Origin of the sequence: Chryseobacterium sp. AG363, assembly GCF_003610675.1 — a bacterium.
In the GTDB taxonomy this organism is placed as follows: Bacteria; Bacteroidota; Bacteroidia; order Flavobacteriales; family Weeksellaceae; genus Chryseobacterium; species Chryseobacterium cucumeris.
In genome coordinates this window covers 222,672-248,485 of the sequence record NZ_RAQF01000007.1, presented here as the reverse complement: position 1 = coordinate 248,485, position 25,814 = coordinate 222,672, and the positions used below count along the sequence as shown (strand labels likewise).

The window sequence follows — 25,814 nt, the reverse complement described above, 5'->3', positions numbered from 1 at the left end:
CCTCCTTTGGAATCGTCTTTTTTGTCTAACCCTTTTCCGGAATAAGATGTTCCGGCCAAAAGAAATCCTCCATCCTGAGTAGTAACGGTAGCAGATAAATAATCATGGTTCTGTCCTGAGAAATATTTCTCCCAGACTTCTTGACCTTGTTGATTGAGTTTTACTAAATGAAAATCATAACCGTTATTGTGCTTACTGCCTGAAGCCTGTTGCTTATTGCTTTGAATAGAACTTCCTGTGATCAAATATTGCTGATCAATAGTTGTGGTAACCTGGCTTAGAAAATCCTGGGTAGAGGATTGGATGTCTTTCTGCCACACCACTTCCTGAGCAGATATGCCCAAGATTGTGCATACAGTGAATGCACCGAGATAAAGTTTTCTCATTCCTGTGTTTATTTAAGTTAACATTGTTATTATAATAGATCATACTAGATCCAATTCTTTTTTATCATTATTCATTTCTGAGGATCAGATACCTTTATAGGGTAAAGAATATTTCAAATATAATATTCTTTGGGTGCAAAAAATAGTGTATTTCATATGCATAAACTGCGAACTGAATGTGTACACGTGAAACTGATTTTTAAATATTTAAGCAATGGTTGAAGAATATACATCGAATGGATGTAACTGAATAAAAATTTCATAGTTATTGTTTTTTAGCCATAATGGGTTGGTTTATAAAAACCCGGCAAATTTAACGTTATTTTAACATATTTAATTGCATATTTCTTTGATTTAATACAAAAATATTTTCTCGAAGCGACAGAACCTGTCGTATTAAAAATAAAAAGGGCCAACTCAAAAGAATTGACCCTTCCAAAAAACATTAACTGTTTATTGATAGAATTATGATGTTTTATTTCCAGCCTCCACCTAAACTTTTATAGATGTCGACTACAGTACTGAGCTGTTTCTGTTTTGCTTCGATAAGCTCCATTTTAGCATCCAATGCATCTCTCTGGTTCAAAAGAACTTCAAGATAATCTGCTCTTGAATTACGGAACAACTGATTAGCAATATCAATAGACTGATCCAGGGCTATGGTTTCCTGAGACTTCAACTGATAATACTGGTCAATATTTTTAACCTTTGACATTAAATTGGCAACGTCCAGATAAGCATTCAAAATGGTTTTATCATATTCGTATAATGCCTGAACCTGTTTTGCATCTGCTGTCTGAAAATTAGCTTTTATCGCACTCTTATTAATGAGTGGTCCAGCCAGCTCACCCACAAGATTGTAAGCTATTGATTCTGGTAATTTAACAAGATAGGATGGTTTGAAAGCTTCCAGTCCTAAGGTTGCAGAAATTTCCAAAGAAGGATAAAATTCTTTTCTTGCAGCTTCCACATCCAGTTTTGATGCTTTCAATTCCAGCTCTGCCTGCTTGATATCAGGACGGTTGGCTAATAACTGAGATGGGATTCCGGTATACACTGTGGGAGGAATGGTAGACATAAAGTTTTCCTTTGTTCTCACAATCGGTTGTGGATATCTTCCCAGTAAAGCATTAATTTCGTTTTCCTTCTCTGTGATCTGCTGACGAATTGTATATTCTGAAGCTTTGGATTTCGCCAACTCTGCCTCAAATTTCTTCACAGCAAGCTCCGTTGCTGCAGCGGCTTCTTTCTGAATTTTGGAAATTTCCAATGCTCTCTGCTGAAGCTTGATATACTGCTGTATAATATCCAATTGATTATCAAGTGCTAATAACTCATAATAATTATCCGCAACTTCTTCAATAAGATTCGACAAAACAAAGTTTTTCCCTTCCACTGTAGAAAGGTAATGAGCTACTGCAGATTCTTTCTCCGTTCTGAGTTTTTTCCAGATGTCAATTTCCCAGCTTGCATTTAATCCTGCTTCAAAATTTCCCAGTGGATCCGGCATTTCTTTTCCGGGTTCTATTTCTGTAGTAGCATCCCCTGCTCCTTCACTCGTATAACGGCCGGATTTTTTCAATCCCGCTCCTATTCCTGCAGAAACCGTTGGAGTCAATCTTCCTTTTTTAGCTAAAACACCACTTTTAGCAATTTCAATCTCCTGAAGTGTGATCAGAAGCTCCTGATTATTTTTTAAAGCCGTTTCAATCAGCGTTACAAGGTTAGGATCTGTAAAGAACTGTCTCCACGGAGTTGTTCCGCTATTGTTGTTAGCATCCTGCTGTTCTTCCTGATTAAAGTTCTGAGGAATATTTTCTTTTACCTCATCTTTTATAACAGTCGCCATCGGCGCCTTACAGCTTGCGAGTACAAGCGATAAGGCAATGGCTGTAATTATATTTTTAGTCTTCGAATTTTCCATCATGTTCATAAGGTTCAGTTTGTTCTGTTAAAGGATTTTCTTCTTCATATCTGGCCAATCGTGACTTATCAGCAATGGTTCCGAAGATATAATACAGTCCGGGGATAATCATCAATCCGAAAATAGTCCCGATTAACATTCCTCCTGCTGCTGCAGTACCAATGGTTCTGTTACCAACTGCTCCCGGTCCTGTTGCAATCACCAATGGAATCAATCCGGCAATAAATGCAAATGATGTCATCAAAATCGGACGGAAACGGATAGCCGCTCCTTCAATAGCCGCTTTGGCTACAGGGATTCCTTCTTCTGCCTTTTTCTGAACGGCAAATTCTACAATCAACACGGCATTTTTACCCAGAAGTCCGATAAGCATGACCATGGCCACCTGTGCATAGATGTTGTTTTCCAATCCTAATAATTTTAAGCATAAAAATGCTCCGAAAATACCTACCGGAAGGGATAAAATAACCGGTAACGGGAGGATGAAACTTTCATACTGTGCAGAAAGAATCAGGTAAACAAATCCTAAACATACCAGGAAGATAAATACGGCTTCATTACCACGGCTTACTTCATCTTTGGAAATACCCGCCCAGTCTATACCAAAACCTCTTGGAAGTGTTTTATCCGCAACTTCCTGAATGGCTTTGATCGCCTGTCCACTACTATATCCAGGTGCCGGAGTTCCGCTCACCTCTGCAGAGTTATACATATTATGTCTGGTAATCTCTGATAATCCGTATACTTTTTCCAATCTCATAAAGTCTGAGTAGGGAACCATCTGATCTTTATCATTTTTAACATACAGTTTCAGCAGGTCAGTTGGTAAGGCACGGTATTGAGGTCCCGCCTGAACAATTACCTTATAGGGTCTGTCAAAACGGATGAAACTCGTTTCATAGTTGGAACCAATCAATGTAGATAGGTTATCCATTGCTTTTTCAATGGTCACTCCTTTTTGTTCTGCAAGATCATTATCAATCTTAAGCATATATTGCGGGAAACTCGCAGAATAGAAAGTAAATGCTGATCCAAGTTCCGGACGTTTCTTAAGCTCCTTCACAAAGTCATTACTTACCTGTTCCATTTTATGATAATCTCCACTTCCTGCTTTATCCAGCAAACGAAGTTCAAAACCTCCTGCTGCTCCATATCCCGGAACGGATGGTGGCTGGAAGAATTCAATATTGGCACCTGGAATATTTTTCGCTTTTTCCTCAAGTTTTTTAATGATTTCAGCGGCGGATTCTTTACGTTCTTCCCAACTTTTAAGGTTGATCAGACAGGTTCCTGAGTTTGACCCGGTACCTTCCGTTAAAATCTCATAACCCGCGAGAGAAGAAACGGATTGTACTCCATCAATGTCTTCAGATTCTCTTAAAAGTTCTCTGGCAATCTGGTTTGTTCTTTCCAATGTAGATCCCGGAGGTGTCTGAATAATGGCATAGATCATCCCCTGATCTTCAGCCGGTATAAATCCTGATGGTAAAGAGTTACTCAGGAAGAATGTACAGGCACAGAATGCTAATAGTAACGGCAATGTTATTGTCTTTTTTGTCACTGTTTTATTCAGTAGCTTCTCATATCTGCCAGCTCCTTTCGTGAACAGGTTGTTGAATTTATCAAGGAAAATAGTAATGGGAGTTTTCTTCTTCGCTTTTCCATGATTATTTCTTAAGATCAGAGCACATAATGCTGGTGTCAGCGTAAGTGCCACTACCCCTGATAAAATAATCGATGAGGCCATTGTAATAGAGAACTGACGGTAGAATACCCCAACCGGTCCGGACATAAATGCAATCGGAATGAACACCGATGCCATTACCAGTGTAATTGCGATAATTGCCCCACTGATCTCATGCATTGCTTCCTCGGTAGCCTTCAATGGAGAAAGATGTTTCTCTTCCATCTTGGCGTGAACGGCTTCAATAACTACAATCGCGTCATCTACCACAACCCCGATCGCCATTACTAAGGCAAAAAGGGAAATCATATTCAGGGTAATTCCAAAGGCTGACATCACTGCAAATGTTCCTACCAATGAAACCGGAACGGCTAATGCCGGAATCAATGTTGAACGCCAGTCTCCAAGGAATAAGAATACCACGATGGCAACCAAAACGAAAGCTTCAAATAAAGTGTGAATTACTTTTTCCATGGATGCGTCCAGGAATCTTGAAACGTCATAACTGATGTCATAATGCATTCCCTTAGGGAAATTATTTTTTTCAAGATCTTTCATCAATGCTTTCACATTTTTGATAACGTCACTTGCATTGGATCCATAGGATTGTTTTACGGTGATCGCAGCTGAAGGTTTTCCGTTCAATGTGGAATAAATATCATACATGGAACTTCCAAACTCAATATCGGCAACATCTTTCAGTCTTACAGATTCTCCGTTCGGTTTTGCTTTTAAAATAATGTTTCCGTAATCTTTTTCATTATTGAAACGACCAGGATATTTTAATACGTACTCGAAAGACTGAGAGCGTTTTCCTGAACTTTCACCTGTTTTCCCAGGGGAAGCTTCCAAACTCTGCTCATTCAGAGATTCCATTACTTCATCTGCTGAAATATTATAAGCTGTTAACCTGTCCGGCTTAAGCCAGATACGCATTGCATATTCACGGGTTCCCAGGATATCGGCAAAACCTACACCACTTACCCTTCTCAATTCAGACATTACATTGATATCTGCATAGTTGAAAAGGAATTTCTGGTCAGCTTTAGGATCATCACTGTACAGGTTAATATACATCAACATGTTGGGTTCTTCACGTGTGATCTTTACCCCTTCACGCACTACCAAAGGCGGAAGCTTATTAACTACTGAAGATACACGGTTCTGAACGTTTACTGCAGCTACATTGGGATCCGTTCCCAGATCAAATACAATCTGAATGGAAGCTTCCCCGTCATTTCCGGCATCCGAAGTCATATATTTCATACCGGGAACTCCATTTAATCCTCTTTCTAAGGGGATTACTACGGATTTAATCAACAATTCGTTGTTAGCGCCGGGATATTCTGCGGTGATATTTACTTTAGGTGGAGAGATGGATGGGAACTGTGTCACCGGAAGTTTTACCAATGACAGTATTCCCATAAATACAATAATCAATGAGATTACTATAGACAGAACTGGTCTGCGAATGAATTTCTTAAACATACTGCTTCATTTTAGAGACCACTACTCTGCTTTTAATTTCAATGATTGAAGAACTTTCTTAGGATCCTGGAATTTTGTTTTCACTTTTTGATCATCCTTTACTTTCTGAACTCCTTCCAGAAGAATCTGATCTCCTTTTGAAATTCCTGATCCTACCACGTACAAATCCTGAAGTTCATAGGCTACTTTGATATTTCTGGATTTTGCTACTCCATTTTTATCAATAACGAATACATATTTCTGATCCTGGATTTCATAGGTTGCTTTCTGTGGAATGATCAATGCATTATGAACCGGCATTGACATCTGTACTTTCCCGGTTTCTCCGTTTCTCAGAAGTTTATCAGGATTAGGGAATTTCGCTCGGAAAGCAATATTTCCTGTTTCATTATCAAATTCTCCTTCAATCGTCTGAATTTCTCCTTTTTGAGTATACATTTCTCCATTGGCTGTAATCAGAGAAACCTGGTTGCTGCCACGATCTGCAGCATGAGTCTGATAGCTTAGATATTCAGGTTCGGAAACATTGAAATAGGTGTAGATACTTGTATTGTCTGACAACGATGTCAACAAATCGCCTTCATCTACAAGGCTTCCTAATTTCAGTGGAATTCTGTTAATAATCCCCGAAAACGGAGCTTTGATATCAGTAAAAGACAAATGGATCTGAGCCAGTTTCATTTCTGCGTTGGCAGCATCCAGTTTGGCTTTTGCCATTGCTTTTTCATTTTTAGAAACGATATTGTTTCCTGCTAATGTACTTGCGTTTTTCAGCTCAATGGAAGCCTGTTCCACTTCTGCTTTTGCTTTTAATAATTCTGCCTGATACAATTTAGGCATGATCCGGAACAATGTTTGTCCGGCCTGTACGTACTGGCCTTCATCTACAAAGATTTTTTCCAGGAAACCTTTTTCCTGAGCTCTCACTTCAATGTTTTTTACAGATTGAATCTGGGCTACGTATTCTTTATTGATTACGGTATCCATTACCACAGGGGATGTCACCGGATATACGGTAACTTCTTCTTTTTCTTCTTTTTTCTTATTGCAGCCAACTGCCAGCAGAAGGACACTCAGCGCAATTCCCGAAACAACTCTCTTTATCATAATTCTAGAGTTTATATAAATCGTTAATGTTTTGATAGAATAAAACGGTAATAAAAGGGGTACGGTGTGATGATTACCGGCATACACAACGTAGAGTATTTCTACCCGGAATCAGGCAGAAAATCAATAAAACGGGGAATTCTTAAATTCTAATGGAACGGATAAGAATGAATCTTTTGGTAGATAAGCCAAGAACAAAACCATGAATATCCGGTTTTGAACGCTTACAACTTTTCAATCCAAAAATATAAACAAGACTGAAAACTCCGGCAAAAACAACAATAGCCTGCCATACATCAGACAGCTGGAAATCGTTTTCGGTAAGTTCTAAAGTGGAATTGTCTACATTGTCTGCCATTTGCTGAATAGAGAGCTTTTCAAAAGTCTGATTCAGGCGGTTGGCTCTTTTGGGCATATGATGAGAAACATGACCGGAATAGTCATTTCGAAGCGTTTTAACGTTGAGTCTGCTTTCCACTACAAAGAGCAGAAAAAGACCGGTTAAAAAGTATACTATAAAGTTTCTCATTTTGAAGTTGCAAATGTACACCCAGATTATGATACTATCATAGCAGATTAACAAAATTTAACTCTCCTTTAAAATACCTGAAAATAAAAGGATGAAAAGTATTTAACATTTCGTTTATTTAAGCATCATTCAAGCAATTCTAATCTTTCATCTGTGCCCATTTGAATTTTCAAATATTAAGCCACTTTTTTTGGATTTAAGGAAATTTTAATTTTAAAGCTGTTGCTTTTTTGAACATTTTCACGTGTCCCGGTATTCTATTTTGACCCACTTATCCAAACCTAAACTTTATCATAATTTCAGATTATTAACATTAACTTATTGTTCTTCTCTTCTTTTTGAATTATTTTTGCCAAAAATTTACACAACAAATGAAAAATGAAGAAAAACTACACTATCCTCCCCGAAACAAGTCCTTTTAAAAATCCTGAATTAACAAGGTTTATCCTAAATTTTCCACAATAATTATTACCTTCTGTTTCGTGAATTCTGTTTCAAAAAACTGTGAGTTAAATGAGCTAATGTTTTAATTTTCTGTTAGTTTATGAAAAATTAACACATATTTATTAAAAATATTTGTAAATTTATATAGCATTAATATCATAATTCATGAAACACTTTAAAATCACTTATCACTATGAAAAATTTATTAGTACCAATCCTTTTCGGATTGACCCTTATTTCCCTAACAGCGTGTAAGCATCCCGGAAAAGAAGCTGAAACCATTACCGCTGCTGCCCCAGAAAATACAGATGACATTTCAAAAAATGTGTATGTTGACAGTTATGGAGAAAAAATAGAAGTGACCATCAACAATACCAAAAATACAGCAACAATACATTTAAACGGTAAAACTTTTGACCTTAAAAAAAGTGATGCCTTACCTGAATATACAGCCTCTAATGAAGAGTATCAATATTCTGATATTAAAGGCAATATCACTTTCCTGAAAAAGAATGTAGATATGGTTCTGTTTCATCTTAAACAGGCAAAAAAAGAGTCTGGTCCTGCAAAAATGGCATCGTATTAGCATAGGGATTAGCAATTCTAATTAAAAAAATAAACATTATGAAAAGTTTATATTATTATTTTTCGGCACTTGTTATCGCAACATTTTTAGTTGTTTCGTGTACAACACAAAATGCTCAAAAAGCGACAACTGATATTACAGGAAAAACGTGGAAACTTACAGAGCTTAACGGGAAACCGATTGAACTGAAGAATCCTAAAAACAATCCTTATTTCAAACTTGAAATGGATGGAATGAGATATCAGGGACATGCCGGATGTAATGGCTTGGGAGGAACATTTGAGATCAAACCTGAGGTAATGAGAATTAAGTTCAATCAGGGAATGTCTACCATGATGGCTTGTGAAGATCTTGATATTGAAAATCAATTTACGAAAGCAATCCTGGCAGCAGATAATTACTCTGTAAACGGAAATACCCTTACTTTAAACAAAGCAAGAATGGCTCCTTTAGCTAAATTTGTTCTTCAATAATTAAATTTCACTTACATAAAAAAAATACGCTTCATCATGATGAGGCGTATTTTTTTATTTTTTTTTATTGTACATCATATAGCATATCAGAAGACTGACATTGACCAGAACAGCAAATGCATTTGATATAATAATAGGGAGTTCGTCTTTTTCAAAGCCATACCATACCCACAAAGAAAGCCCTGAAATAAGGACCAGGAGCATAAGTAAGGAAATATCTTCCACATTTTTTTCTCTGATTACTTTGACAAGCTGTGGAATCATTGAAATGGAAGTGAGAACTCCGGCCACTAAACCTAATATATTTTCATTCATAAATTTTCACTTTGAATACCAACTCTAAGATACACTATTGAAATCTCTTCCACGAAACTTCTTCATGCAATGGAATATCTTCTTCCATAAAACGGAACAGATCTCTTGAAAAATAGCACCCATTAAGAATCCCACGGGCTCCAAGTCCATTAAAAACATAAAGATTACTGAAGGTATCATGTCTTCCGATGATAGGTCTTCTGTCTTTCACGGTCGGGCGGAATCCAAAATGCACTTCTTCTACTTCAAAATCATAGGGATAAAATTCTGAAAGTCCTTTCACCAGTTGGGCAACTGCTGATTCGTCAATATGATGATGAAGCTGCTCTCTGTCATAAGTTCCTCCATAAAAATATAATTCGTTTCCGGTTGGAAATAAGAAGTGTTTCTTTTTAATGGTTATATTTTCCGGAATCGGTTGAGAAAGTTTCACTTTTATGTGGTGACCTTTGTTCGGGTTTACTGTAATCTCTGAAAAATACGGATTATCCTTCACCCCCATCCCTTCACAGAAGATCATATTTTTGAAAGTAAAATCTTTATATACCGATTCAAATGGATTCAATTTTGAATAATCGAATTTTTCTTTGACCAGATGATCATTTTTTTCAAAATAATTAAATAAACCACTGAAAAATCCATTAACGTTGAGTCTTGCAGACTGATTCACCTTTCCGGTAAGAAAGTCGTTTTTTACTACATTTAAACGATCAAAATTCTGATCAAGAAAATTTGATAATTCTTCATTTGCTGATTTTTTCAACCATAAATTCTGTTCATTTTCATCATGGAAAATTCTGTGAATGGGAGCATTGATCAAATAATTTTCTCCGGTATATGATTCTATTTCTTTAAGACTCTCTTTAAGAAAATCTATTTGCTCCTGTGCTTTCCAGAATGTGGTAAACTTCTTTAGAACAACAGGATTGATAATTCCTGCTGAAACCTGAGAAGCGCTTTTTCTTCCTTCCGTAAAGATCACAAAAGACTTGTTATTTTTGATCAGCTGATGAGCTAAGAAAAGCCCTGCATATCCGTCTCCTACAATAATATAATCTACATTTCTCATAATAAAAAAACCTGAGTAAAAATACTCAGGTTTTCTATAAATATCAAGTGAAATCTAGTAATTCCACATATCATTTTCCATTTCAAGAATCTGCGCTTTGATTCTATCGCTTTCTTCCAGTTGTTCATCGGCATTTTTAGGAATATAATCCTTAATAGTACCGTCTCCTAAACCAGCCGAAGATTTATAAATGATAGAAGAGAATCTTCTTGCATTGATAACATCATCGAAAGATAAGTCAGCAGATGAATTTTTTCTATTGAAAACAAAATTGTTTGCTAAGATATCACGAGCACTTGGGTAGTAGATCCAGAAAAGATCAATAAGCTCATCATTACTTGCAATAGGCTTACCATCCGGACCAATAACTCCCTGCACTGCAGGATCTGGTCCCATTGCAGCAATACCAAGAGGTCTGTATTTCATTTGTCCATCTCTCTTATCAATAAACCACATACCCATGATTTTAAGAACTTTTACTTTATCAGTAGTCGTCTTAAATACATCAGTATACTGTTTCTTTTCTGCTTCTGTAAGCTGTCTTCCAGAGTTTAAGATATCAATAGCAGCATCATTGATGATTACTTTTTCCAATCTCTTCTGAATTCCTTCCGGAGAAAGTTTTACAGTAAAGTTTTCATCGTCATATACCTGCTCAATCTTACCGCTCAAGGCAGCATCCAATAATAGTTGGTATAGAGATCTTGTAGGGGTAGCAAGAAGACCATCCGGATTATCGTAGTAGAATGGTTGGTTGATCTTATCATTCATATCAATGATCTCCCACACAAACATACTCTTAAGGATATCTTTGTCTTCAACAAAACCATATTCAAGAGGTTTTACTGTTTTATCTACAATAGTATCACCAACTTTCTGTTTGTTTTCTGCTCTCATCTGTCTGAACTCTTCCGGAGAAGATGCGTTCAGAATAGTCTGGGAAAAAGCAAATCCCGAAACTAATACTAAAAGGGTGCTAATATATTTTTTCATAATAAATTACAATTTTAGTCCTATGGAATGTTAATGATTATAGGAGTAATGTTTTTAATAACCTGGCCATCCAAACCTTGAGCAGTAACTTTAATATCAAAGACAGAAACTACGTCTCCAGATCTAAGATTCTTCACTAACCCAGCAGCATCATTTAATGAATTTCCGTGAACTAGTAATGCTGCTCTACCTGGTACTCTCACCATAAACTGAGTTACAGTAAATGAAACCGGGAAGTCGAAGTCAGGAATTGCTGCCTGTACCGTTTGATTCGGAATAGAAGTTGCAGGCATAGATACTATACTACTTCCTCTGATCTGACCTTGTGGTGGTGGTACATTCTTAATTCTATATTCAAATACCTGAGATACAGATTTTCCATAAGGATCTGTTCCTGATAATGTCAATTTAACCGTATTACCAGAAGTTGGTTTTACAATCCATTTTCCTGGGCCAGTACTTCTTACAGCTGCCCCTGGAGCAGATAATGAAAGTTTAGAATTGTCAGCACCTAAGATTGATCCTGAAACAGGGTTCTCAAGTCCTCTGTACATTACATTCATTTTATCAGCTGAAAGTAATAAACCTTTTTCAAGTTTTACTTCTCTTGGTCCAGCGATTACATTATAAGTATGTGTCCAAGGGAAAGATTGTGGTTTACCAGAAGCATCCGTTAACGTAATAGTACCTCCCAATTTATGTTCACCAATTCCAGAACCTGAAATTGCGATAGAACCTTTACCATTTTCTACTTTACTTACTCCAGAAATACTGATCTTATTGCTGTTAGAATAAGTACCCAGCATTACTTTTACTTCAGCCTGTTTTCCTGCCTGAATATCAATCGGACCTGAAACGATAGGCTCGTAGCTTGAGAACTTAATACTCGCATCTACTTTTTCCTGAAGTAATAATGCCAATGCATCAGACTGAACGTTTCTGGCATCATTTTGGATAATCTCCAAGTTAGATATTGCAGCAATTAGCGGCTGATGATAAAATTTATTCTGGAACCAAGTCTTTTCATTTGGAGACGTTCCTTTCGGATACTCCGCAATAAGAGACTTGTTAGCTCTTGCGACTAAATCCTGCAACTGAGCATTGTTTCCGAAGGTAGCATTGATGTAGTTTCTTACGTCATCAATTTTAGCTTTCAGGTCTAATGCATTCTTAGATGGAGTATTTTCATCTCCTTCTTTGAAGAAATATTCAGTAGTTGCTTCATTATTGTTCAATGCAGCGAAGTTTTCACTTACATCAATATCTTTTCCTGTTTGAGGATCTTTGTCGTGAAACTCAGATTGTTTTTTCAACAAATCTTTAATATCCTGAGCAGATTTCACCAATGCATCAATTTTGGTTTTCAATACTTTGTACTGAGCCCAAGGCTGTGCATAGGTATCCGGAACTTGCTGAGCTTTAGCTTCCAACGTTCTTTCAAAAATCTTCTCGTTCTTTTTTTCTGTTAAAGTTCTGGTTTCATTCAATGCTCTGGTAGAGTCATAGTATGATCTGATGATTTCTGCATCAATATTTAGGGCCATCATCGCGATGAACACCAAATACATTAGGTTGATCATCTTCTGACGAGGGGTCTGTTTTCCTTGTGCCATTCTCTTTTCTTTGTTTTTTGATTAAGTAGTTAAATTTAGAAATGGTTAGGAATTAAGACTTCATAGCAGTTAGCATACCACCATAAACTCTATTTAAGTTATTAAGATTAGATGTTAAACCTTGTAGCTCTTGGTTGAATTTCTCAGATTGCTCTGCAGATTTCTGCATATCTGCAACATACTTGTTAGCAAATTCAGATTGTCTCTTACCGCTTTCAAGCTGCATTGCATAAAGAGCATTCATGCTTTCCATGTGCTGAGCTGCTTTATTTAATTGGTCGTTATATTTATGAGTAGAAGCAGATACGTCTACAGTTTGATTGATCTGATCAACAGAGTTTGAGAATTTATCAATTCCTGTTCTTAATCTTTCAAATAATTGAACGTCTAATCTGGCATCTTCAAGCATTTTATCCAATTTGTTAGAAAGAGAATTTTCTAATTCAGCAAATTGAGCTCCTGTATTTTTAGTTGTTACATTAGAGTGTAAAGGATTTGGATTAGCATGTTTATCTAATAACTCAGGATAAACATTTTCCCAAGCATAAGACTCTTCAGTTTTTGGAGGGTCAAATGCAAAGATGATAAAGATAATCGCCTCAGTGATAAGTCCAACGGTAAGAGCAATGTTACCGTTAATAGGTCCCAAGGTAATGTGAGTAATTTTAAGCCAAGCTCCAAGAATTACAATTGCAGCACCGAATGAATAAAAGAAATTCATCCAAGCATCTTTAGTCTTAAACATATTGAGTTAGTTTTTTTAATGTTAAATAAAATTGTTATTGAAAAATTGTCTGATTAATTTCTGTTAACTCTTCTTGGTTTAACAGCTGCTTCAGGAATATCCTGTACAGTTCTGAATCCGATATAGCTTCTTGCGGAATCTTTTCTTTCCCAATCTCTAGCACCTGTCATTAGTGCATAACCTATATCTTTCCAAGAACCACCTCTTACAGATTTCTTCGTATCCTTTTTATCTTTAGTAGAAGGATTTAATGTAGAAGAGAATCCTGAAGAAGAATTGTTAAATGAAGATAGTGTCCATTCAGAAACGTTTCCAGCCATATCAAATAACCCAAACCCATTTTTCTTAAATTTCTTAACTGGAGCTGTATATGTATAAGTACCTTTTTTCTCGTCTTCCATATAGTTACCTCTTTTCGGCTTAAAGTTAGCCAGATAGCAACCTCTGTCGTCCATTAAATATGGACCACCCCAAGGGTAAGTAGCATTTTGCATACCTCCTCTTGCAGCATATTCCCATTCAGTTTCTGTTGGAAGACGGAACTCTAATGGTCTTTGTTTTTTTCTTTTTAAACTTTCGTTGTAATCTGTTTTCAATTTAGATCTGAAGTTACAATAAGCCCTTGCCTGATCCCAGGTAACCCCAACAACAGGATAGTCTTTGTAAGCCTTGTGCCAGAAATACTGTTCAAACAATGGCTCATTGTAAGCAAAGTGGAAATCTTTTACCCAAACTGTAGTATCAGGATAGATCGCGATACTTTCGCTTTTCAGGTAGTTAGCTCCTCTTTCGTTATCTGCAACTGCAGCGTCCATATCTCCCCAACGGTAAGTATATTTCAGCTTGCTTACATCTAAAATTCTTTCGTTTCCGATTCTTGAAGAAGAAGGCAGATACATAGATTCCAAAACTTCTGCGTATTCTACATCCGGATATTTTGATGTGCTCCAGTGTAAAGGAATTTTCCAATCTAATCTTTTACTGGCATCATAGCTTCCGTCTTCCCGGCCACCCTGGCCTTCCATATATTCTTGATAAGGTGTTAAATTTTCTTCTTTTTTAGCAAGATATGCATAATCTCCTATTGCTGCTCCTTTACGTCCGCCTTCATCACCACCTTCTCCGGCAGCTTCAGCAAGTAAAGTTCTCGCGATAGAATCTCTTACATAATTGATAAATACTCTGTACTCCGAGTTGGTAGTTTCTGCTTCATCCATGAAGAAAGAAGAAACAGTAACTGTCTTCAATGCTGCTTTTTCAGGAGTATTTGTTGGATCCTGGTCTGCTAAACCAGCAACAAATGAACCTGCAGGAATTGCAACCATTCCGTATGGTCTTTCCGCAACAAATGATTTAGTTTTTTCTCTTGGTATCAATTCTCCTTTTGTTCCTGGCTTCCCTACAGAAGAGCTGCCACCACCTGAACAAGATACCGATGCTACCGACGCAGACAATAATAAAAGAAATATCCTTTTCATGTTAATTTTTATAATTAAGCCGTAAATATATAATTTTTTTAAGAAACTTTTAAGATTTTTTTTGAAATAACGGAAGAAATCTAAATTTATTTTATTTACAACAACTTTTTATTCCACGGTAACAGATTTTGCAAGGTTTCTCGGTTGATCTACGTTGGCTCCTCTATATACTGCAATATAATAAGCAAGCAGCTGCAGAGGTACGGAAGCAACGATTGGAGAGAAACATTCTGAAGTTTCAGGGATTTCGATAACATAATCTGCCATTTCACTCACCTGACGGTCTCCTTTATTAACTACAGCGATAATTTTTCCTTTTCTCGCTTTAATTTCCTGAACATTACTTACAATTTTATCATAGTGGCCTTTTCTAGGTGCTATAATTACAATTGGCATATTTTCGTCGATCAGGGCAATCGGACCGTGCTTCATTTCTGCAGCAGGGTATCCTTCTGCATGGATATAAGAAATTTCTTTTAATTTTAAGGCTCCTTCTAAGGCTGCAGGATAATTGTATCCTCTTCCTAAGTAAAGGAAATTGGTAGCTTTCACAAAGTCTTTTGCAATATTCTGCGTAAGCTCATGAGTAGTATTCAACACTTCTTCAATTTTCTTAGGAATAGCATCAAGCTCAGCAATTAAGCTCATAAATTCAGCGTTTCCTAAGTTTCCGTTGTGTTTTCCTAATTTAAATGCAATTAAAGTAAGAATGGTAAGCTGAGCCGTAAATGCTTTGGTAGAAGCAACCCCGATTTCAGGACCGGCATGGGTATACGAACCAGCATCTGTAATTCTTGCAATGGAAGAATCCACAACATTACATATACCATATATAAATGCACCTTTTTCTTTTGCTAGTTTTAAAGCAGCCATGGTATCCGCTGTTTCTCCAGATTGAGAAATGGCAATCACTACATCTTTATCTGTAATGATCGGGTTTCTGTATCTGAACTCTGATGCATATTCTACTTCCACAGGGATTCTTGCATATTCTTCTATCAGATATTCTCCGATAAGCCCTGCATGCCATGAAGTACCACAAGCAATGATGATAATTCTGTTAGCATTTTTGAATTTTTCAACATGATCCCAGATTCCGGCCATTTTTATGACTCCCTCATCCACAAGAAGCCTACCTCTCATTGTATCGTGTACAGATTTAGGCTGTTCAAAGATTTCTTTAAGCATGAAGTGCTCATATCCACCTTTTTCTATTTGCTCAAGACTCAATTTAAGTTCCTGGATTTCAGGCTCAATCTTAGAGTTTTCATTGATGGTTCTGATATCTACTCCATTTTCCAGAGAGATTGTTGCCATATGTCCTTCTTCAAGATATATAGCTTCTTTTGTAAATTCTACGAAAGGAGAAGCATCAGATGCAATAAAATATTCTTTATCTCCGATTCCGATTGCAAGAGGAGAACCTAATCTTCCTACAACCAATACTCCAGGATAATCTTCATGAAGTACAGTGATTGCATAAGCACCATATACTTCATTCAATGCATATCTCACTGCAGTTGGGAAGTCGATATCCGGATTAAGATCCATAAAATATTGGATAAGGTTTACCAGTACTTCAGTATCTGTTTCTGATTTAAAAGTAAAGCCTTTCTCAGTAAGCATTGTTTTAATGGTATCATAGTTTTCAATAATACCATTATGTACAATTGCAATTTTTCCGTTGTTTGACAAGTGCGGGTGGGAATTTCTGTCACTTGGAACTCCATGGGTAGCCCAACGGGTGTGTCCCATTCCAATTTTAGACGTTCCTTTTAGTTCTTTTGAAATATTCACCAAATCCTCAACTTTACCTTTTGTTTTTTCTACTTCCAGCTTGTTATCTGGTCCTTCTAAAACAATTCCGGCACTGTCATACCCTCTATATTCCAATCTTCTAAGACCATTAATTACAATTTCATAAGCGTCTTGAAAACCTGTATATCCTACTATTCCGCACATATTTTATTTTGTCTAGTGTTGTTTGTTATCGTGTTCTATTTTTTCGTTCCGTAAGTCACCATCAGCTGGATTCTCTTCGGATTCGCATTTGTTTTAGCTACTCCTGTCAGAATAATTCTGTTCATATCAAATGCTCTTGTTGTGTTACGAACTCCTAAAAGGGTCCCTGTAGCACTTGCTGCAAATGCTCCTGCATTGATAATTAATGGTTTATTAACAATCGGCTGTGTAGCATCTCCTACTGTTTCTGTTTTTCCTTCAACAATATCCTTGACTGTTTTTGTAACTACAAAATCATAATAACCAGGATTCTCTTTATAATAATATAAACCTAGTCCGTTTGTAAGATCTGAAGTGAATGTTAACTTTGAGTAATCAATTTTACCCGCATTTAATGTATTGTTTAAAAGTGTAAACTTACGATCTTCAGTAGAACCAGTATTTTTCCATGTTGCAGGATCCAGATATACTCTGATCTTAGCACTTACAATACCTACTTTATCTGTGATTAACTTTTCCTTAAGTTCATTAATAGTCTCATCCTTAATTTTCACTACCACAGAAGGGCCTCCCATTCCCTGAACAAAAAGTCTTTCATCTCCTTCAGCAGGGGTACTATTGTCCAATGCGTCTTTAACAGCAGATCCGGTTCTGTTATATTCATACAGCCCGATATGTGCATTAGCACTTCCTAGGTTGAAATTAAGTGTTGTCTGTGGTCTTGTGGTTGTTCCGTTGTCTGTCTTATCATATTTATAATACATGATAACCTGCAAGTCATTAGGAGAGAACTGATACAGATATCTATCCGTTTCGTCCACAGAAATTTTTATTCCTTTAAAATATCTGATAAAGTTAGCAGCATCCTGAAGTTCAGGTTTTCCTTTTTTATCAAGAATATGAGTCTGAAAAAAATTTGTATTACTTAACTTCATTCTGAATCCTAAGTTTCCAGTAAATACAACTGAGTTGTCTGATTTTTTAGTGATAGATGTAGAACTGATGTTACCGTCAAATACCCCTGATCCAAGTAGTTCACCAGTACTTATGGGTTTATTGGAACGTTTGAAACTATCATCGTTTGTATCTAAGAACGTAGTTACTTCGTGTACATTGATTTTCATTGATTTTGAAGCCCCCCCTATTTTACCGTATTTACGAACAGGATAAGTTTTTTTCTCAATGGAAACTTCCGTAGCTACTCCGTCTACCGGGAAATCTGTTTTTGTATATGTATTTGTTCTTAATGAATCACCTTCAAAGAAGTAAGTATTCGAAGCTGTATTTGCAGGTGGTCTTACTACAAGGACTACGGAATCTACTTTTGGATTCGCACCGTTGAAGTCAAAATTATCTGTCGGCATTCTTAGCTGCGTAACATAAGATGCTCTCTGCATTCCAAACTGGGATTCAGTAAAGGCTCCAAGAACAGCAACATTTGTAGTAACACCTGATTCACTCAACCCACTGATTAGTCTTGAAGCATCACTTCTGATTGAATCGTTGTTATCATAATTGTATGCAATAACAGGGTAGGCAATTTCATTGCCCTGTGCTGCATCACCATTAAACAGCTGCTCACCAAGAGAATCCGGATCCGGTTCACAATTATAAAGGAGTGCACTTCCAAATATCGCCAATACAAGCATGGCGAAGGTCTTTTTAAGATTATGAGTCATTAAAAATGTGTTTTTAATAAAGTTGATTTATAGAATCTACGTCCAGATATTCCGATTTCTGGGTTGCTGTTTCATTGAAAGCCTTATCCAGGTCTTCATCCAGAAACTCGTCACCTTTTACAACGGCATCTACATAGTTCATACTTTCGATAACAAAACTTTTAATAGTTGGGTTATCTAACGCTTTTAATCCCGAAATATTATCAAACTGTAACTTTTCATCGATCTTTTTGTCCAGGTCAGCATCTTTCTCATTGTAAAGAGAAAGTACAATTTTTGCGTCTTTGAAATAAGTATCGGATTCGTAGTAAGTTTTAAGATAAATTGGAACAAAAGAAGACATCCATCCATTTAAATGGATAACGTCCGGCACCCAGTTTAGTTTCTTAATGGTTTCAATAACTCCTCTGGCAAAGAAAATAGCTCTTTCATCATTATCTTCGAAAGGGTTTCCTTCATCGTCGAAATAATATTGTTTTCTTTTGAAGTATTCTTCATTGTCAATAAAGTAAACCTGAAGTCTTTCCCCCGGAAGAGACGCTACTTTAATGATCAGAGGCTGGTCCAGATCATTGATAATAATATTCATCCCTGAAAGACGGATTACTTCATGAAGCTGGAACTTTCTCTCACTTATTTGTCCAAATCTTGGCATAAAAACTCTTACATCATTGCCTTCTTGGTGCATCTTAAGTGCCATTTTGTTTACCACTGCAGCCATATTTGTATCTTCCTGATATGGATACATCTCTGTAGTAATGTACAGTATTTTTTGATTCGGCATAAACTTTCTATCTAATTTTTGTAAAAATGCTTTAATGTGCAAAATTACAAAAAAACATCCAACATTATTTTAATTAACATTTTTTTACGAAAATTCCCTTTTTCAAATTATTAAAAGTACATATTATTATGCGATATTTTTAGTATTTTTGAAATAGTATTAAAATAAACTATGGAAGTTCTAAAAAACAGAAAAGTCCTTCAGGATTTCATTGAAAGACAGAAAGAAATGGGAAAAAGAATTGGCTTTGCCCCTACTATGGGTGCCCTGCACAATGGCCATCTTTCTCTGTATGAAGAGGCAAGAAAAGAAAATGATCTTGTCATTTCTTCAATTTTTGTAAATCCAACTCAGTTCAACAATCCTGAGGATCTTGAAAAATACCCAAGAGATGTTAACAGAGATATCCTTATTCTTCAGAATTCAGGCCTTGTAGATGCTGTCTACATCCCAGAGGTAGCAGATATTTACCCTGAAAAAACTGAAAGCCAGTCGTATGATTTTGACGGACTGGAAAATGAAATGGAAGGCAAATCCAGACCGGGACATTTCAACGGAGTAGGAACTGTTGTAGAAGAGCTTTTCAGACAGGTACAGCCTGATAATGCTTATTTTGGTGAAAAAGATTTTCAGCAGCTTGCTATTATTAAAAAAATGGTGGAGAAAAAACATCTTCCCGTTAAAATAACCGGAGTTCCTATTTATAGGGCAGAAAACGGACTGGCACTGAGTTCAAGAAACCAGAGACTTCATGAAGACCGAAAAGAAGCTTCTAAAGTAATTTATGAGACTTTAAAAAAAGTAAACGACTGGTTCAGAACTGTCAGTATTCCGGAAATCAAGGAAAGAGTAGCTGATATTTTTGATGATCAGAAGGGTATGAAGCTTGAATACTTTCTGATTGCTGATGAAAATACATTACAGGAGACAGATTTTTTCTATAAAGACAGAAATTTCAGAGCCTTCATCGTAGTTGTAGTAGATGGAGTAAGATTAATTGACAACATACATCTGGATTAATCTTTATCTATTAAAATATATTATCCCTGGCTATTTCAGCTGGGGATTATTATTATTATTATTATTATTATTATTATTATTATTATTATTATTATTATTATTATTATTATTATTAAATACAAAAAAACAAAACGAGATGAAGTTTAGACTTGAGTTCATACAAAAATCAAAGGCCTCCTGAAGGAAGCCTTTGAAACACCAAATCACAAAATATTAATATGAAAAAAATTTACTTTTCAGTAAACTTGTGACCCGGCTGGGATTCGAACCCAGGACCCATACATTAAAAGTGTATTGCTCTACCAGCTGAGCTACCGAGTCGGCCGCAATTAAAATGAAATAAATTTCAATATTAATTATAAAATTTTCTTTGCAGTGCCTGCGACTGGACTCGAACCAGCACATCCTTAGGAAACCACCCCCTCAAGATGGCGTGTCTACCAATTTCACCACGCAGGCAATAAAATTACAAATTCAGTAATTTTTATTGCTAGTGACCCGGCTGGGATTCGAACCCAGGACCCATACATTAAAAGTGTATTGCTCTACCAGCTGAGCTACCGAGTCGGCCACTTGTGCAACAAGTTTTCATTTAAGTAATGTCCCTTGTTTTAAGTGGTGCAAAGATATGACTTTTTTCTTTATCTCAAAACTTTTTCGCAAATTTGTTAAAAAAAATTTCATGGTAATTTCATTGATCGGATACATGGGAAGTGGCAAATCTCACATTTCCAAAATATTAAGCGAAAAAATAGATTTTAAATTAATTGATCTTGATAAAGAGATTTCCAGAAGAAATAAATTAACCATCCCTGAAATTTTCGAGAAAAAGGGAGAAATTTACTTTAGAAAACTGGAAAGAGAGGCGCTTGAAGAGATATTGGCTTCTGAAGAAAATGTTGTCTTAAGCCTTGGTGGAGGAACTCCTGTATATTATAATAATATGGAGATTATTAATCATAACTCCAAGAGTATTTTTTTAAGAACAGGAGTTGGGACATTGGTGGAAAGACTTTCAAAACAGAAAGAAAAAAGGCCATTAATTGCCAATATATCCGATGAAGACCTGCCGGAATTCATTGCCAAGCATTTATTTGAAAGAAATCAATTTTACAGCAAAGCACAATTCACTGTAGGGACAGATTCCAGAGAACCGGAAGACATTGTCAACGAAATAATAGAAAAGCTCTATCTCTAGAGCTTTTCTATTTTTATATTAATCTTCATCCTCATCTTCACCGCCGGTCTCTCCGAAGAAATCATCCCAGTCTGTAAAATCGGAGTCGATATCATTGCCTACATATTCATCCATTTCTCTTCTGTCTTTTTTGGTAGGTCTTCCCTCTCCTTTGTTTCTGTAATAGTCTTGTGACATTTTACGGAGCTTCAACAGTTCGTACTGCTCTTTATCTGTCACATCCTGAATATGAAGAGGAACCAGCTTGGCCCCAATTCTGCTTTTAGGAATCTGAATTACCTTTATTTTATAATCAATCTGATTCTTACGGATTTTGATCGTATCTCCTTCTTTTACCTCTTTAGATGACTTTACGGCAGACGTTCCTATAGAAACCCTATTCTTTTTAATCTCCTCTGCTGCAATACTTCTCGTCTTATAAAAACGAATGCTCCATAAAAATTTATCTATTCTCATAATTTTTTATACTTTTGCCGTTATATTATTTGTAAAGTAATTAAAGTTTTTTGAAATGAAAAAAATATTTTTATATATCCTTGCAGGATCTTTGTGTTTTTCTGCTTGTAAGAAAGATGATGATACATCACCCTATGTAGAACCGGAAGATATTGCTACGCAAAACACCTATGATGATCAGGCAATTAAGAAATTCATGGATGAGAATTATCTGGATGCGCAGGGTAATATAAAAGCTTTCAGCTCTACGGACACGTCAGATGATAATGAAAAAAAATTATCTGAGCTTTCGCCTGTAACGCTTCCTTCAGGAACAATCTATATAATGAGAAGCGGTGCTCAGCCTGTTAATCCTACACCTAATCAAACCATCAAGGATGATGATATTATCAAAATTATGGGAAGAGGATACTCGTATCTGGCCGTTAATTCTGATGGAAACACTACGTTTCAAGCAAAAGCCGCCTTTTTAAATACCATTGACGGAACGGGTGTACCTGTTATTGACCCAATGTATTATTATGTAAAGAAATCAATATTGAGCACTGTTACTACCCCGGATGCCGCAAAAAAAGCAAAATATTATCAAATTCCAGGATTTAGAGAAGCTTTACAGAAATTCAAAGCATTTGATAATCTTACCGGTGAAACACCTTATAACTTACAAGGAGTAATCATCGTTCCTTCCAGAGCTGCTTTTGCAAGAAATCCTCATTATCCGTATTTAAATACTTCTTATAGAAATAAATCTTTTGTATTCAACTTTCAGATTTATGGAAGAGAGGACAGACCAAGTGATGACAAACAAACACAGGAACAACAGCAATAAAATAAAAAATAATTATATAAAAAAACACCGTTATTCAAACGGTGTTTTTTTATGATGTAAACTGTAATTACGGTCTTGCTTTCTGTTTTACATTTCCTAAGATATCAGGGAAATAAAGGTCTGCAAGGTGATCAAACTCATCACCTCTCATAAACATGGTGGCATCTACTTCTTCATAAGAGCTTCTTCCTGCAGCAGCAATTAATTCATTACAGGTATGGAGTGTATTTTTGTGGAAATGATATACTCTTTCTGCCTTATCTGTCACATCAAGTCCTTTAATAAGCATTTTATCCTGTGTTGCCACCCCTGTAGGACAGTTATTAGAGTTACATCTCAATGCCTGAATACATCCTAGAGAGAACATAAATCCTCTGGCATTGTTACACATGTCTGCACCCATTGCGACTGCTCTCAGAATATCAAGACTGGTAAGAACTTTACCACTGGCAATCACTCTTAATTTACTTCTCAGGTTATAGTTATTAAGCGTTCTGTTCACAAAAATCAAAGCAGGCTCCAATGGCATCCCTACTCCATCTGAAAACTCCGGTGGTGCAGCTCCTGTTCCTCCTTCTGCACCATCTATGGTAATGAAATCAGGATAAATTTTCAATACATTCATCTGTACACAGATATCTTCAAATTCTTTGGTATCACCGATACAAAGTTTAAAACCAATCGGCTTTCCTCCTGAAAGTTCTCTTAGCTGCTGTACAAACCTCAGCAATCCGGCGGCATCAGAAAAAGCACTGTGTGAGGGTGGTGAAATAACGGTCATTCCCGGTGTGACATGACGAATCGCTGCAATTTCCGGTGTATTTTTTACTCCCGGAAGCACTCCTCCGTGTCCTGGTTTTGCTCCCTGTGATAATTTGATTTCAATCATTTTCACATTAGGAAGGGTGGAATATTTTGTAAACAATTCAGGATTGAATTTTCCCTCGCCGTCGCGACATCCGAAATACCCTGTACCGATCTGCCAGCAAAGATCTCCTCCTTCCAGGTGATAAGGTGAAATTCCTCCTTCCCCTGTATTATGATAGAAGTTTCCTTTTTTTGCGCCTCTGTTCAGTGAAATCTGTGCTCTGTCACTCAAGGCCCCGAAACTCATTGCTGAGATGTTAAATAAAGAAGCATGATAAGGCTGTGTACATTGTTCTCCTCCAACCCATACTCTCGGAAGTTCTTCTGATGGTGATTTTGCATAAATAGAATGCTTGATCCCTTCATACTTTCTGTGATTTACTTCCAGCTGCGTACCAAAAGCTACCGTATCACTTAAATTTTTTGCACGTCTGTATACTGCAGAACGCTGGTTTCTTGGAAATGGCTTCCCATCTGTTTCCCTTTCAATAAAGTATTGCTGCATTTCGGGTGAAATACTTTCGAAAAAATACCTGAAGTATCCCAATACAGGAAAGTTCCTCAAAATAGCATGTTTCGATTGGTAAGCATTGTAAACACCCAATGCATAAATTGCGGATAACAGCGTAGGTATCCAATAATGCGCTCTGATCAGTATTGCTATAATCCATGTAGCAGCTACTAATACAATTCCCCAAGATAAAAACTTATCTCTCATGAATGTAGTATTTAAAAGTTTAAAAATAAATTTAGTAGAATTTTTGCAAAGAGCCTATGCTTTTGCTAAAAAATTTTGGTAAGAAGATTGCACAGAAACCGTGCCATCTGACAGTATTTTTTCTAAATTTAGAAATTCAATTTGATTGATGGATGCAGGATCAAAGTCTTTCTGGACTCTCACATAGTTTTCTGTGAAGCCAAACATTTTCCCGTCTTTATTTTCGTGCTCCCAAAGAACAGGAAGCGTTTTTCCAAGTTGTGTCTGATAAAATGCCATTTTCTTCTTTTCAGAAAGAATTCTCAGCATTTTATTACGTTTTTTTCTTTCCGCAACAGGAACTACTCCTTCCATTGCTGCAGCTTCCGTATTTTCTCTTTCAGAATAGGTAAATACATGAAGGTAAGTGATAGGAAGCTCATTAAGGAAATTATAAGTTTCCATAAATCTTTCTTCTGTTTCTCCCGGGAATCCTACAATAACATCCACGCCGATAGCCGCATGAGGCATAACCTCGCGGATCTTGTTCACTCTGTCATGATAAAGCTTGGTCAGGTAACGACGTTTCATCTTTTTCAGAAGATCATCGCTTCCGGATTGTAACGGAATATGAAAATGCGGAACAAAGCTTTTGCTTTTAGAAACCAGTTCAATACTTTCATCTTTCAAAAGATTAGGTTCGATGGAAGAGATACGGATTCTTTCTATTCCTTCTACCTTATCCAGTTCTGAAATAAGATCAAGGAAAGTATGCTCGTGTTTTTTATTTCCAAATTCTCCTTTACCATAATCACCGATATTCACCCCTGTAAGAACAATTTCTTTGATATCTTTCGCAGCGATCTCCGTGGCATTTCTAAGAACATTCTCGATGGTATCAGAACGTGAAATTCCTCTGGCTAATGGAATGGTACAGTAAGTACATTTGTAATCACAGCCGTCCTGTACTTTCAGGAAAGCTCTGGTTCTGTCCCCAATAGAATAACTTCCGATAAAGAAATCGGTTTCTTCAATTTCACATGAATGCACTACGCCTTCACTCTCAGATTTCTCCAAATCATCCAGGTAGCTCAGAATATTGAATTTTTCTTTTGCTCCTAAAACCAGGTCCACTCCTTCAATCTGTGAAATTTCTTCAGGCTTTAGCTGTGCATAGCATCCAACAATTACCACCAGTCCTTCCGGATTGGCTTTCATTGCTCTTTTCACGTGAAGTTTACATTCACGGTCAGCATTTTCTGTCACGGAACATGTATTGATAACATACACATTCGCTTTTTCATCAAAGCTTACCTTATCATAACCTGCATCTGTTAATTGACGGGCAATAGTAGATGTTTCTGCAAAGTTTAATTTGCAGCCAAGTGTATGAAACGCGGCAGTTCTGTGAAAAGTAGACATTTGTTACTCCTGAATTTTATGGGTGCAAAGATAGTAATTTTAATAAGAATCCAAGATTGATTCAAT

The 25,814-nt window shown here is 36.5% G+C and carries 21 protein-coding genes, 3 tRNA genes and 1 pseudogene; 5 read left to right on the top strand and 20 right to left on the bottom strand.

Going from position 1 to position 25,814, the window contains the following annotated elements:
• The 5 genes and pseudogenes from DEU39_RS22710 to DEU39_RS22690 all read right to left on the bottom strand — a co-directional run.
• Window positions 1-386: pseudogene (locus tag DEU39_RS22710) on the bottom strand (T9SS C-terminal target domain-containing protein); the annotation flags it as partial.
• A 475-nt stretch (window positions 387-861) separates the two neighbouring features.
• Window positions 862-2,319: a TolC family protein gene (locus tag DEU39_RS22705; RefSeq protein ID WP_120233457.1), complete on the bottom strand. Its 1,458-nt coding sequence runs from the start codon at window positions 2,317-2,319 to the stop codon at window positions 862-864.
• Window positions 2,291-5,482 (bottom strand): efflux RND transporter permease subunit, encoded by a 3,192-nt coding sequence (locus DEU39_RS22700; RefSeq protein WP_120233456.1) that lies wholly within the window; start codon window positions 5,480-5,482, stop codon window positions 2,291-2,293. The genes DEU39_RS22705 and DEU39_RS22700 overlap by 29 nt, the downstream gene beginning before the upstream one ends.
• A gap of 21 nt (window positions 5,483-5,503) precedes the next feature.
• Window positions 5,504-6,586 carry an efflux RND transporter periplasmic adaptor subunit gene (locus DEU39_RS22695; RefSeq protein WP_120233464.1) on the bottom strand — a complete coding sequence of 361 codons (1,083 nt, stop codon included), beginning with the start codon at window positions 6,584-6,586 and terminating at the stop codon, window positions 5,504-5,506.
• A 145-nt stretch (window positions 6,587-6,731) separates the two neighbouring features.
• The gene (locus DEU39_RS22690) at window positions 6,732-7,118 is read right to left on the bottom strand and encodes a hypothetical protein (protein WP_110009503.1); all 387 of its coding nucleotides are present in this window, start codon (window positions 7,116-7,118) and stop codon (window positions 6,732-6,734) included.
• 637 nt (window positions 7,119-7,755) lie between these two features.
• On the opposite strand from DEU39_RS22690, the gene DEU39_RS22685 reads away from it, so the two are divergent.
• Together DEU39_RS22685 and DEU39_RS22680 are read left to right on the top strand one after the other, a co-directional pair.
• Window positions 7,756-8,148 carry a multicopper oxidase domain-containing protein gene (locus tag DEU39_RS22685; protein WP_120233455.1) on the top strand — a complete coding sequence of 131 codons (393 nt, stop codon included), beginning with the start codon at window positions 7,756-7,758 and terminating at the stop codon, window positions 8,146-8,148.
• Between the two features lie 38 nt (window positions 8,149-8,186).
• The gene (locus DEU39_RS22680) at window positions 8,187-8,621 is read left to right on the top strand and encodes an META domain-containing protein (RefSeq protein ID WP_110009505.1); all 435 of its coding nucleotides are present in this window, start codon (window positions 8,187-8,189) and stop codon (window positions 8,619-8,621) included.
• 54 nt (window positions 8,622-8,675) lie between these two features.
• Here the strand turns inward: DEU39_RS22680 and DEU39_RS22675 are convergent, their stop codons facing one another.
• The 9 genes from DEU39_RS22675 to DEU39_RS22635 all read right to left on the bottom strand — a co-directional run bounded on the left by DEU39_RS22675 (window position 8,676) and on the right by DEU39_RS22635 (window position 19,259).
• The gene (locus DEU39_RS22675; RefSeq protein WP_120233454.1) at window positions 8,676-8,936 is read right to left on the bottom strand and encodes a SemiSWEET transporter; all 261 of its coding nucleotides are present in this window, start codon (window positions 8,934-8,936) and stop codon (window positions 8,676-8,678) included.
• A gap of 34 nt (window positions 8,937-8,970) precedes the next feature.
• The gene (locus DEU39_RS22670) at window positions 8,971-10,005 is read right to left on the bottom strand and encodes an NAD(P)/FAD-dependent oxidoreductase (protein ID WP_120233453.1); all 1,035 of its coding nucleotides are present in this window, start codon (window positions 10,003-10,005) and stop codon (window positions 8,971-8,973) included.
• Between the two features lie 54 nt (window positions 10,006-10,059).
• Window positions 10,060-10,998, bottom strand: coding sequence for a gliding motility protein GldN (gene gldN / locus DEU39_RS22665; RefSeq protein ID WP_062675469.1), 939 nt, complete (start codon window positions 10,996-10,998; stop codon window positions 10,060-10,062).
• A 20-nt stretch (window positions 10,999-11,018) separates the two neighbouring features.
• Window positions 11,019-12,611, bottom strand: a complete 1,593-nt coding sequence (locus DEU39_RS22660) for a GldM family protein (protein ID WP_120233452.1) — start codon at window positions 12,609-12,611, stop codon at window positions 11,019-11,021.
• A gap of 52 nt (window positions 12,612-12,663) precedes the next feature.
• Complete coding sequence (gene gldL / locus DEU39_RS22655) at window positions 12,664-13,356, bottom strand: gliding motility protein GldL (RefSeq protein WP_062675471.1); 693 nt, start codon at window positions 13,354-13,356, stop codon at window positions 12,664-12,666.
• A gap of 53 nt (window positions 13,357-13,409) precedes the next feature.
• Window positions 13,410-14,834, bottom strand: a complete 1,425-nt coding sequence (gene gldK, locus DEU39_RS22650; protein WP_062675472.1) for a gliding motility lipoprotein GldK — start codon at window positions 14,832-14,834, stop codon at window positions 13,410-13,412.
• Window positions 14,835-14,942: 108 nt separating this feature from the next.
• Window positions 14,943-16,796 carry a glutamine--fructose-6-phosphate transaminase (isomerizing) gene (glmS, locus tag DEU39_RS22645; protein ID WP_062675473.1) on the bottom strand — a complete coding sequence of 618 codons (1,854 nt, stop codon included), beginning with the start codon at window positions 16,794-16,796 and terminating at the stop codon, window positions 14,943-14,945.
• A gap of 35 nt (window positions 16,797-16,831) precedes the next feature.
• Complete coding sequence (locus DEU39_RS22640) at window positions 16,832-18,475, bottom strand: DUF4270 family protein (RefSeq protein WP_120233451.1); 1,644 nt, start codon at window positions 18,473-18,475, stop codon at window positions 16,832-16,834.
• 13 nt (window positions 18,476-18,488) lie between these two features.
• Window positions 18,489-19,259 (bottom strand): glycogen/starch synthase, encoded by a 771-nt coding sequence (locus tag DEU39_RS22635; RefSeq protein ID WP_034693703.1) that lies wholly within the window; start codon window positions 19,257-19,259, stop codon window positions 18,489-18,491.
• Between the two features lie 171 nt (window positions 19,260-19,430).
• Here DEU39_RS22635 and panC point away from each other — a divergent pair, with 171 nt between their 5' ends.
• A complete protein-coding gene (panC, locus tag DEU39_RS22630) occupies window positions 19,431-20,279 on the top strand; it encodes a pantoate--beta-alanine ligase (protein WP_120233450.1) in 849 nt (282 codons plus the stop codon).
• 248 nt (window positions 20,280-20,527) lie between these two features.
• On the opposite strand, the gene DEU39_RS22620 is transcribed toward panC, so the two are convergent.
• The 3 genes from DEU39_RS22620 to DEU39_RS22610 all read right to left on the bottom strand — a co-directional run bounded on the left by DEU39_RS22620 (window position 20,528) and on the right by DEU39_RS22610 (window position 20,846).
• A tRNA-Lys gene (locus tag DEU39_RS22620) sits at window positions 20,528-20,600 on the bottom strand.
• Between the two features lie 55 nt (window positions 20,601-20,655).
• Window positions 20,656-20,738 (bottom strand) — tRNA-Leu (locus tag DEU39_RS22615).
• Window positions 20,739-20,773: 35 nt separating this feature from the next.
• Window positions 20,774-20,846 (bottom strand) — tRNA-Lys (locus DEU39_RS22610).
• A 115-nt stretch (window positions 20,847-20,961) separates the two neighbouring features.
• Here DEU39_RS22610 and DEU39_RS22605 point away from each other — a divergent pair.
• Window positions 20,962-21,477 (top strand): shikimate kinase, encoded by a 516-nt coding sequence (locus tag DEU39_RS22605; protein WP_034693808.1) that lies wholly within the window; start codon window positions 20,962-20,964, stop codon window positions 21,475-21,477.
• A gap of 18 nt (window positions 21,478-21,495) precedes the next feature.
• Here DEU39_RS22605 and DEU39_RS22600 read toward each other — a convergent pair whose 3' ends face one another.
• Window positions 21,496-21,933 carry an RNA-binding S4 domain-containing protein gene (locus DEU39_RS22600; protein WP_062675476.1) on the bottom strand — a complete coding sequence of 146 codons (438 nt, stop codon included), beginning with the start codon at window positions 21,931-21,933 and terminating at the stop codon, window positions 21,496-21,498.
• A 55-nt stretch (window positions 21,934-21,988) separates the two neighbouring features.
• On the opposite strand from DEU39_RS22600, the gene DEU39_RS22595 reads away from it, so the two are divergent.
• Entirely contained in the window at window positions 21,989-22,762 is a 774-nt protein-coding gene (locus DEU39_RS22595) for a hypothetical protein (RefSeq protein ID WP_062675477.1), read from the top strand.
• 67 nt (window positions 22,763-22,829) lie between these two features.
• Here DEU39_RS22595 and DEU39_RS22590 read toward each other — a convergent pair whose 3' ends face one another.
• Together DEU39_RS22590 and mtaB are read right to left on the bottom strand one after the other, a co-directional pair.
• Complete coding sequence (locus tag DEU39_RS22590) at window positions 22,830-24,347, bottom strand: FMN-binding glutamate synthase family protein (protein WP_120233448.1); 1,518 nt, start codon at window positions 24,345-24,347, stop codon at window positions 22,830-22,832.
• A gap of 54 nt (window positions 24,348-24,401) precedes the next feature.
• Entirely contained in the window at window positions 24,402-25,748 is a 1,347-nt protein-coding gene (gene mtaB, locus DEU39_RS22585; protein WP_120233447.1) for a tRNA (N(6)-L-threonylcarbamoyladenosine(37)-C(2))-methylthiotransferase MtaB, read from the bottom strand.
• Window positions 25,749-25,814: the final 66 nt, after the last annotated feature.

Coding starts and splice junctions, on each gene's coding strand:
- DEU39_RS22705 (WP_120233457.1), bottom strand. CDS start 2,319: ATGAACATGATGGAAAATTCGAAGACTAAAAATATAATTACAGCCATT.
- DEU39_RS22660 (WP_120233452.1), bottom strand. CDS start 12,611: ATGGCACAAGGAAAACAGACCCCTCGTCAGAAGATGATCAACCTAATG.
- DEU39_RS22635 (WP_034693703.1), bottom strand. CDS start 19,259: ATGCCGAATCAAAAAATACTGTACATTACTACAGAGATGTATCCATAT.
- DEU39_RS22700 (WP_120233456.1), bottom strand. CDS start 5,482: ATGTTTAAGAAATTCATTCGCAGACCAGTTCTGTCTATAGTAATCTCA.
- DEU39_RS22600 (WP_062675476.1), bottom strand. CDS start 21,933: ATGAGAATAGATAAATTTTTATGGAGCATTCGTTTTTATAAGACGAGA.
- DEU39_RS22670 (WP_120233453.1), bottom strand. CDS start 10,005: ATGAGAAATGTAGATTATATTATTGTAGGAGACGGATATGCAGGGCTT.
- DEU39_RS22590 (WP_120233448.1), bottom strand. CDS start 24,347: ATGAGAGATAAGTTTTTATCTTGGGGAATTGTATTAGTAGCTGCTACA.
- panC (WP_120233450.1), top strand. CDS start 19,431: ATGGAAGTTCTAAAAAACAGAAAAGTCCTTCAGGATTTCATTGAAAGA.
- mtaB (WP_120233447.1), bottom strand. CDS start 25,748: ATGTCTACTTTTCACAGAACTGCCGCGTTTCATACACTTGGCTGCAAA.
- DEU39_RS22675 (WP_120233454.1), bottom strand. CDS start 8,936: ATGAATGAAAATATATTAGGTTTAGTGGCCGGAGTTCTCACTTCCATT.
- gldL (WP_062675471.1), bottom strand. CDS start 13,356: ATGTTTAAGACTAAAGATGCTTGGATGAATTTCTTTTATTCATTCGGT.
- DEU39_RS22605 (WP_034693808.1), top strand. CDS start 20,962: ATGGTAATTTCATTGATCGGATACATGGGAAGTGGCAAATCTCACATT.
- DEU39_RS22595 (WP_062675477.1), top strand. CDS start 21,989: ATGAAAAAAATATTTTTATATATCCTTGCAGGATCTTTGTGTTTTTCT.
- DEU39_RS22680 (WP_110009505.1), top strand. CDS start 8,187: ATGAAAAGTTTATATTATTATTTTTCGGCACTTGTTATCGCAACATTT.
- gldN (WP_062675469.1), bottom strand. CDS start 10,998: ATGAAAAAATATATTAGCACCCTTTTAGTATTAGTTTCGGGATTTGCT.
- DEU39_RS22690 (WP_110009503.1), bottom strand. CDS start 7,118: ATGAGAAACTTTATAGTATACTTTTTAACCGGTCTTTTTCTGCTCTTT.
- gldK (WP_062675472.1), bottom strand. CDS start 14,834: ATGAAAAGGATATTTCTTTTATTATTGTCTGCGTCGGTAGCATCGGTA.
- DEU39_RS22685 (WP_120233455.1), top strand. CDS start 7,756: ATGAAAAATTTATTAGTACCAATCCTTTTCGGATTGACCCTTATTTCC.
- glmS (WP_062675473.1), bottom strand. CDS start 16,796: ATGTGCGGAATAGTAGGATATACAGGTTTTCAAGACGCTTATGAAATT.
- DEU39_RS22640 (WP_120233451.1), bottom strand. CDS start 18,475: ATGACTCATAATCTTAAAAAGACCTTCGCCATGCTTGTATTGGCGATA.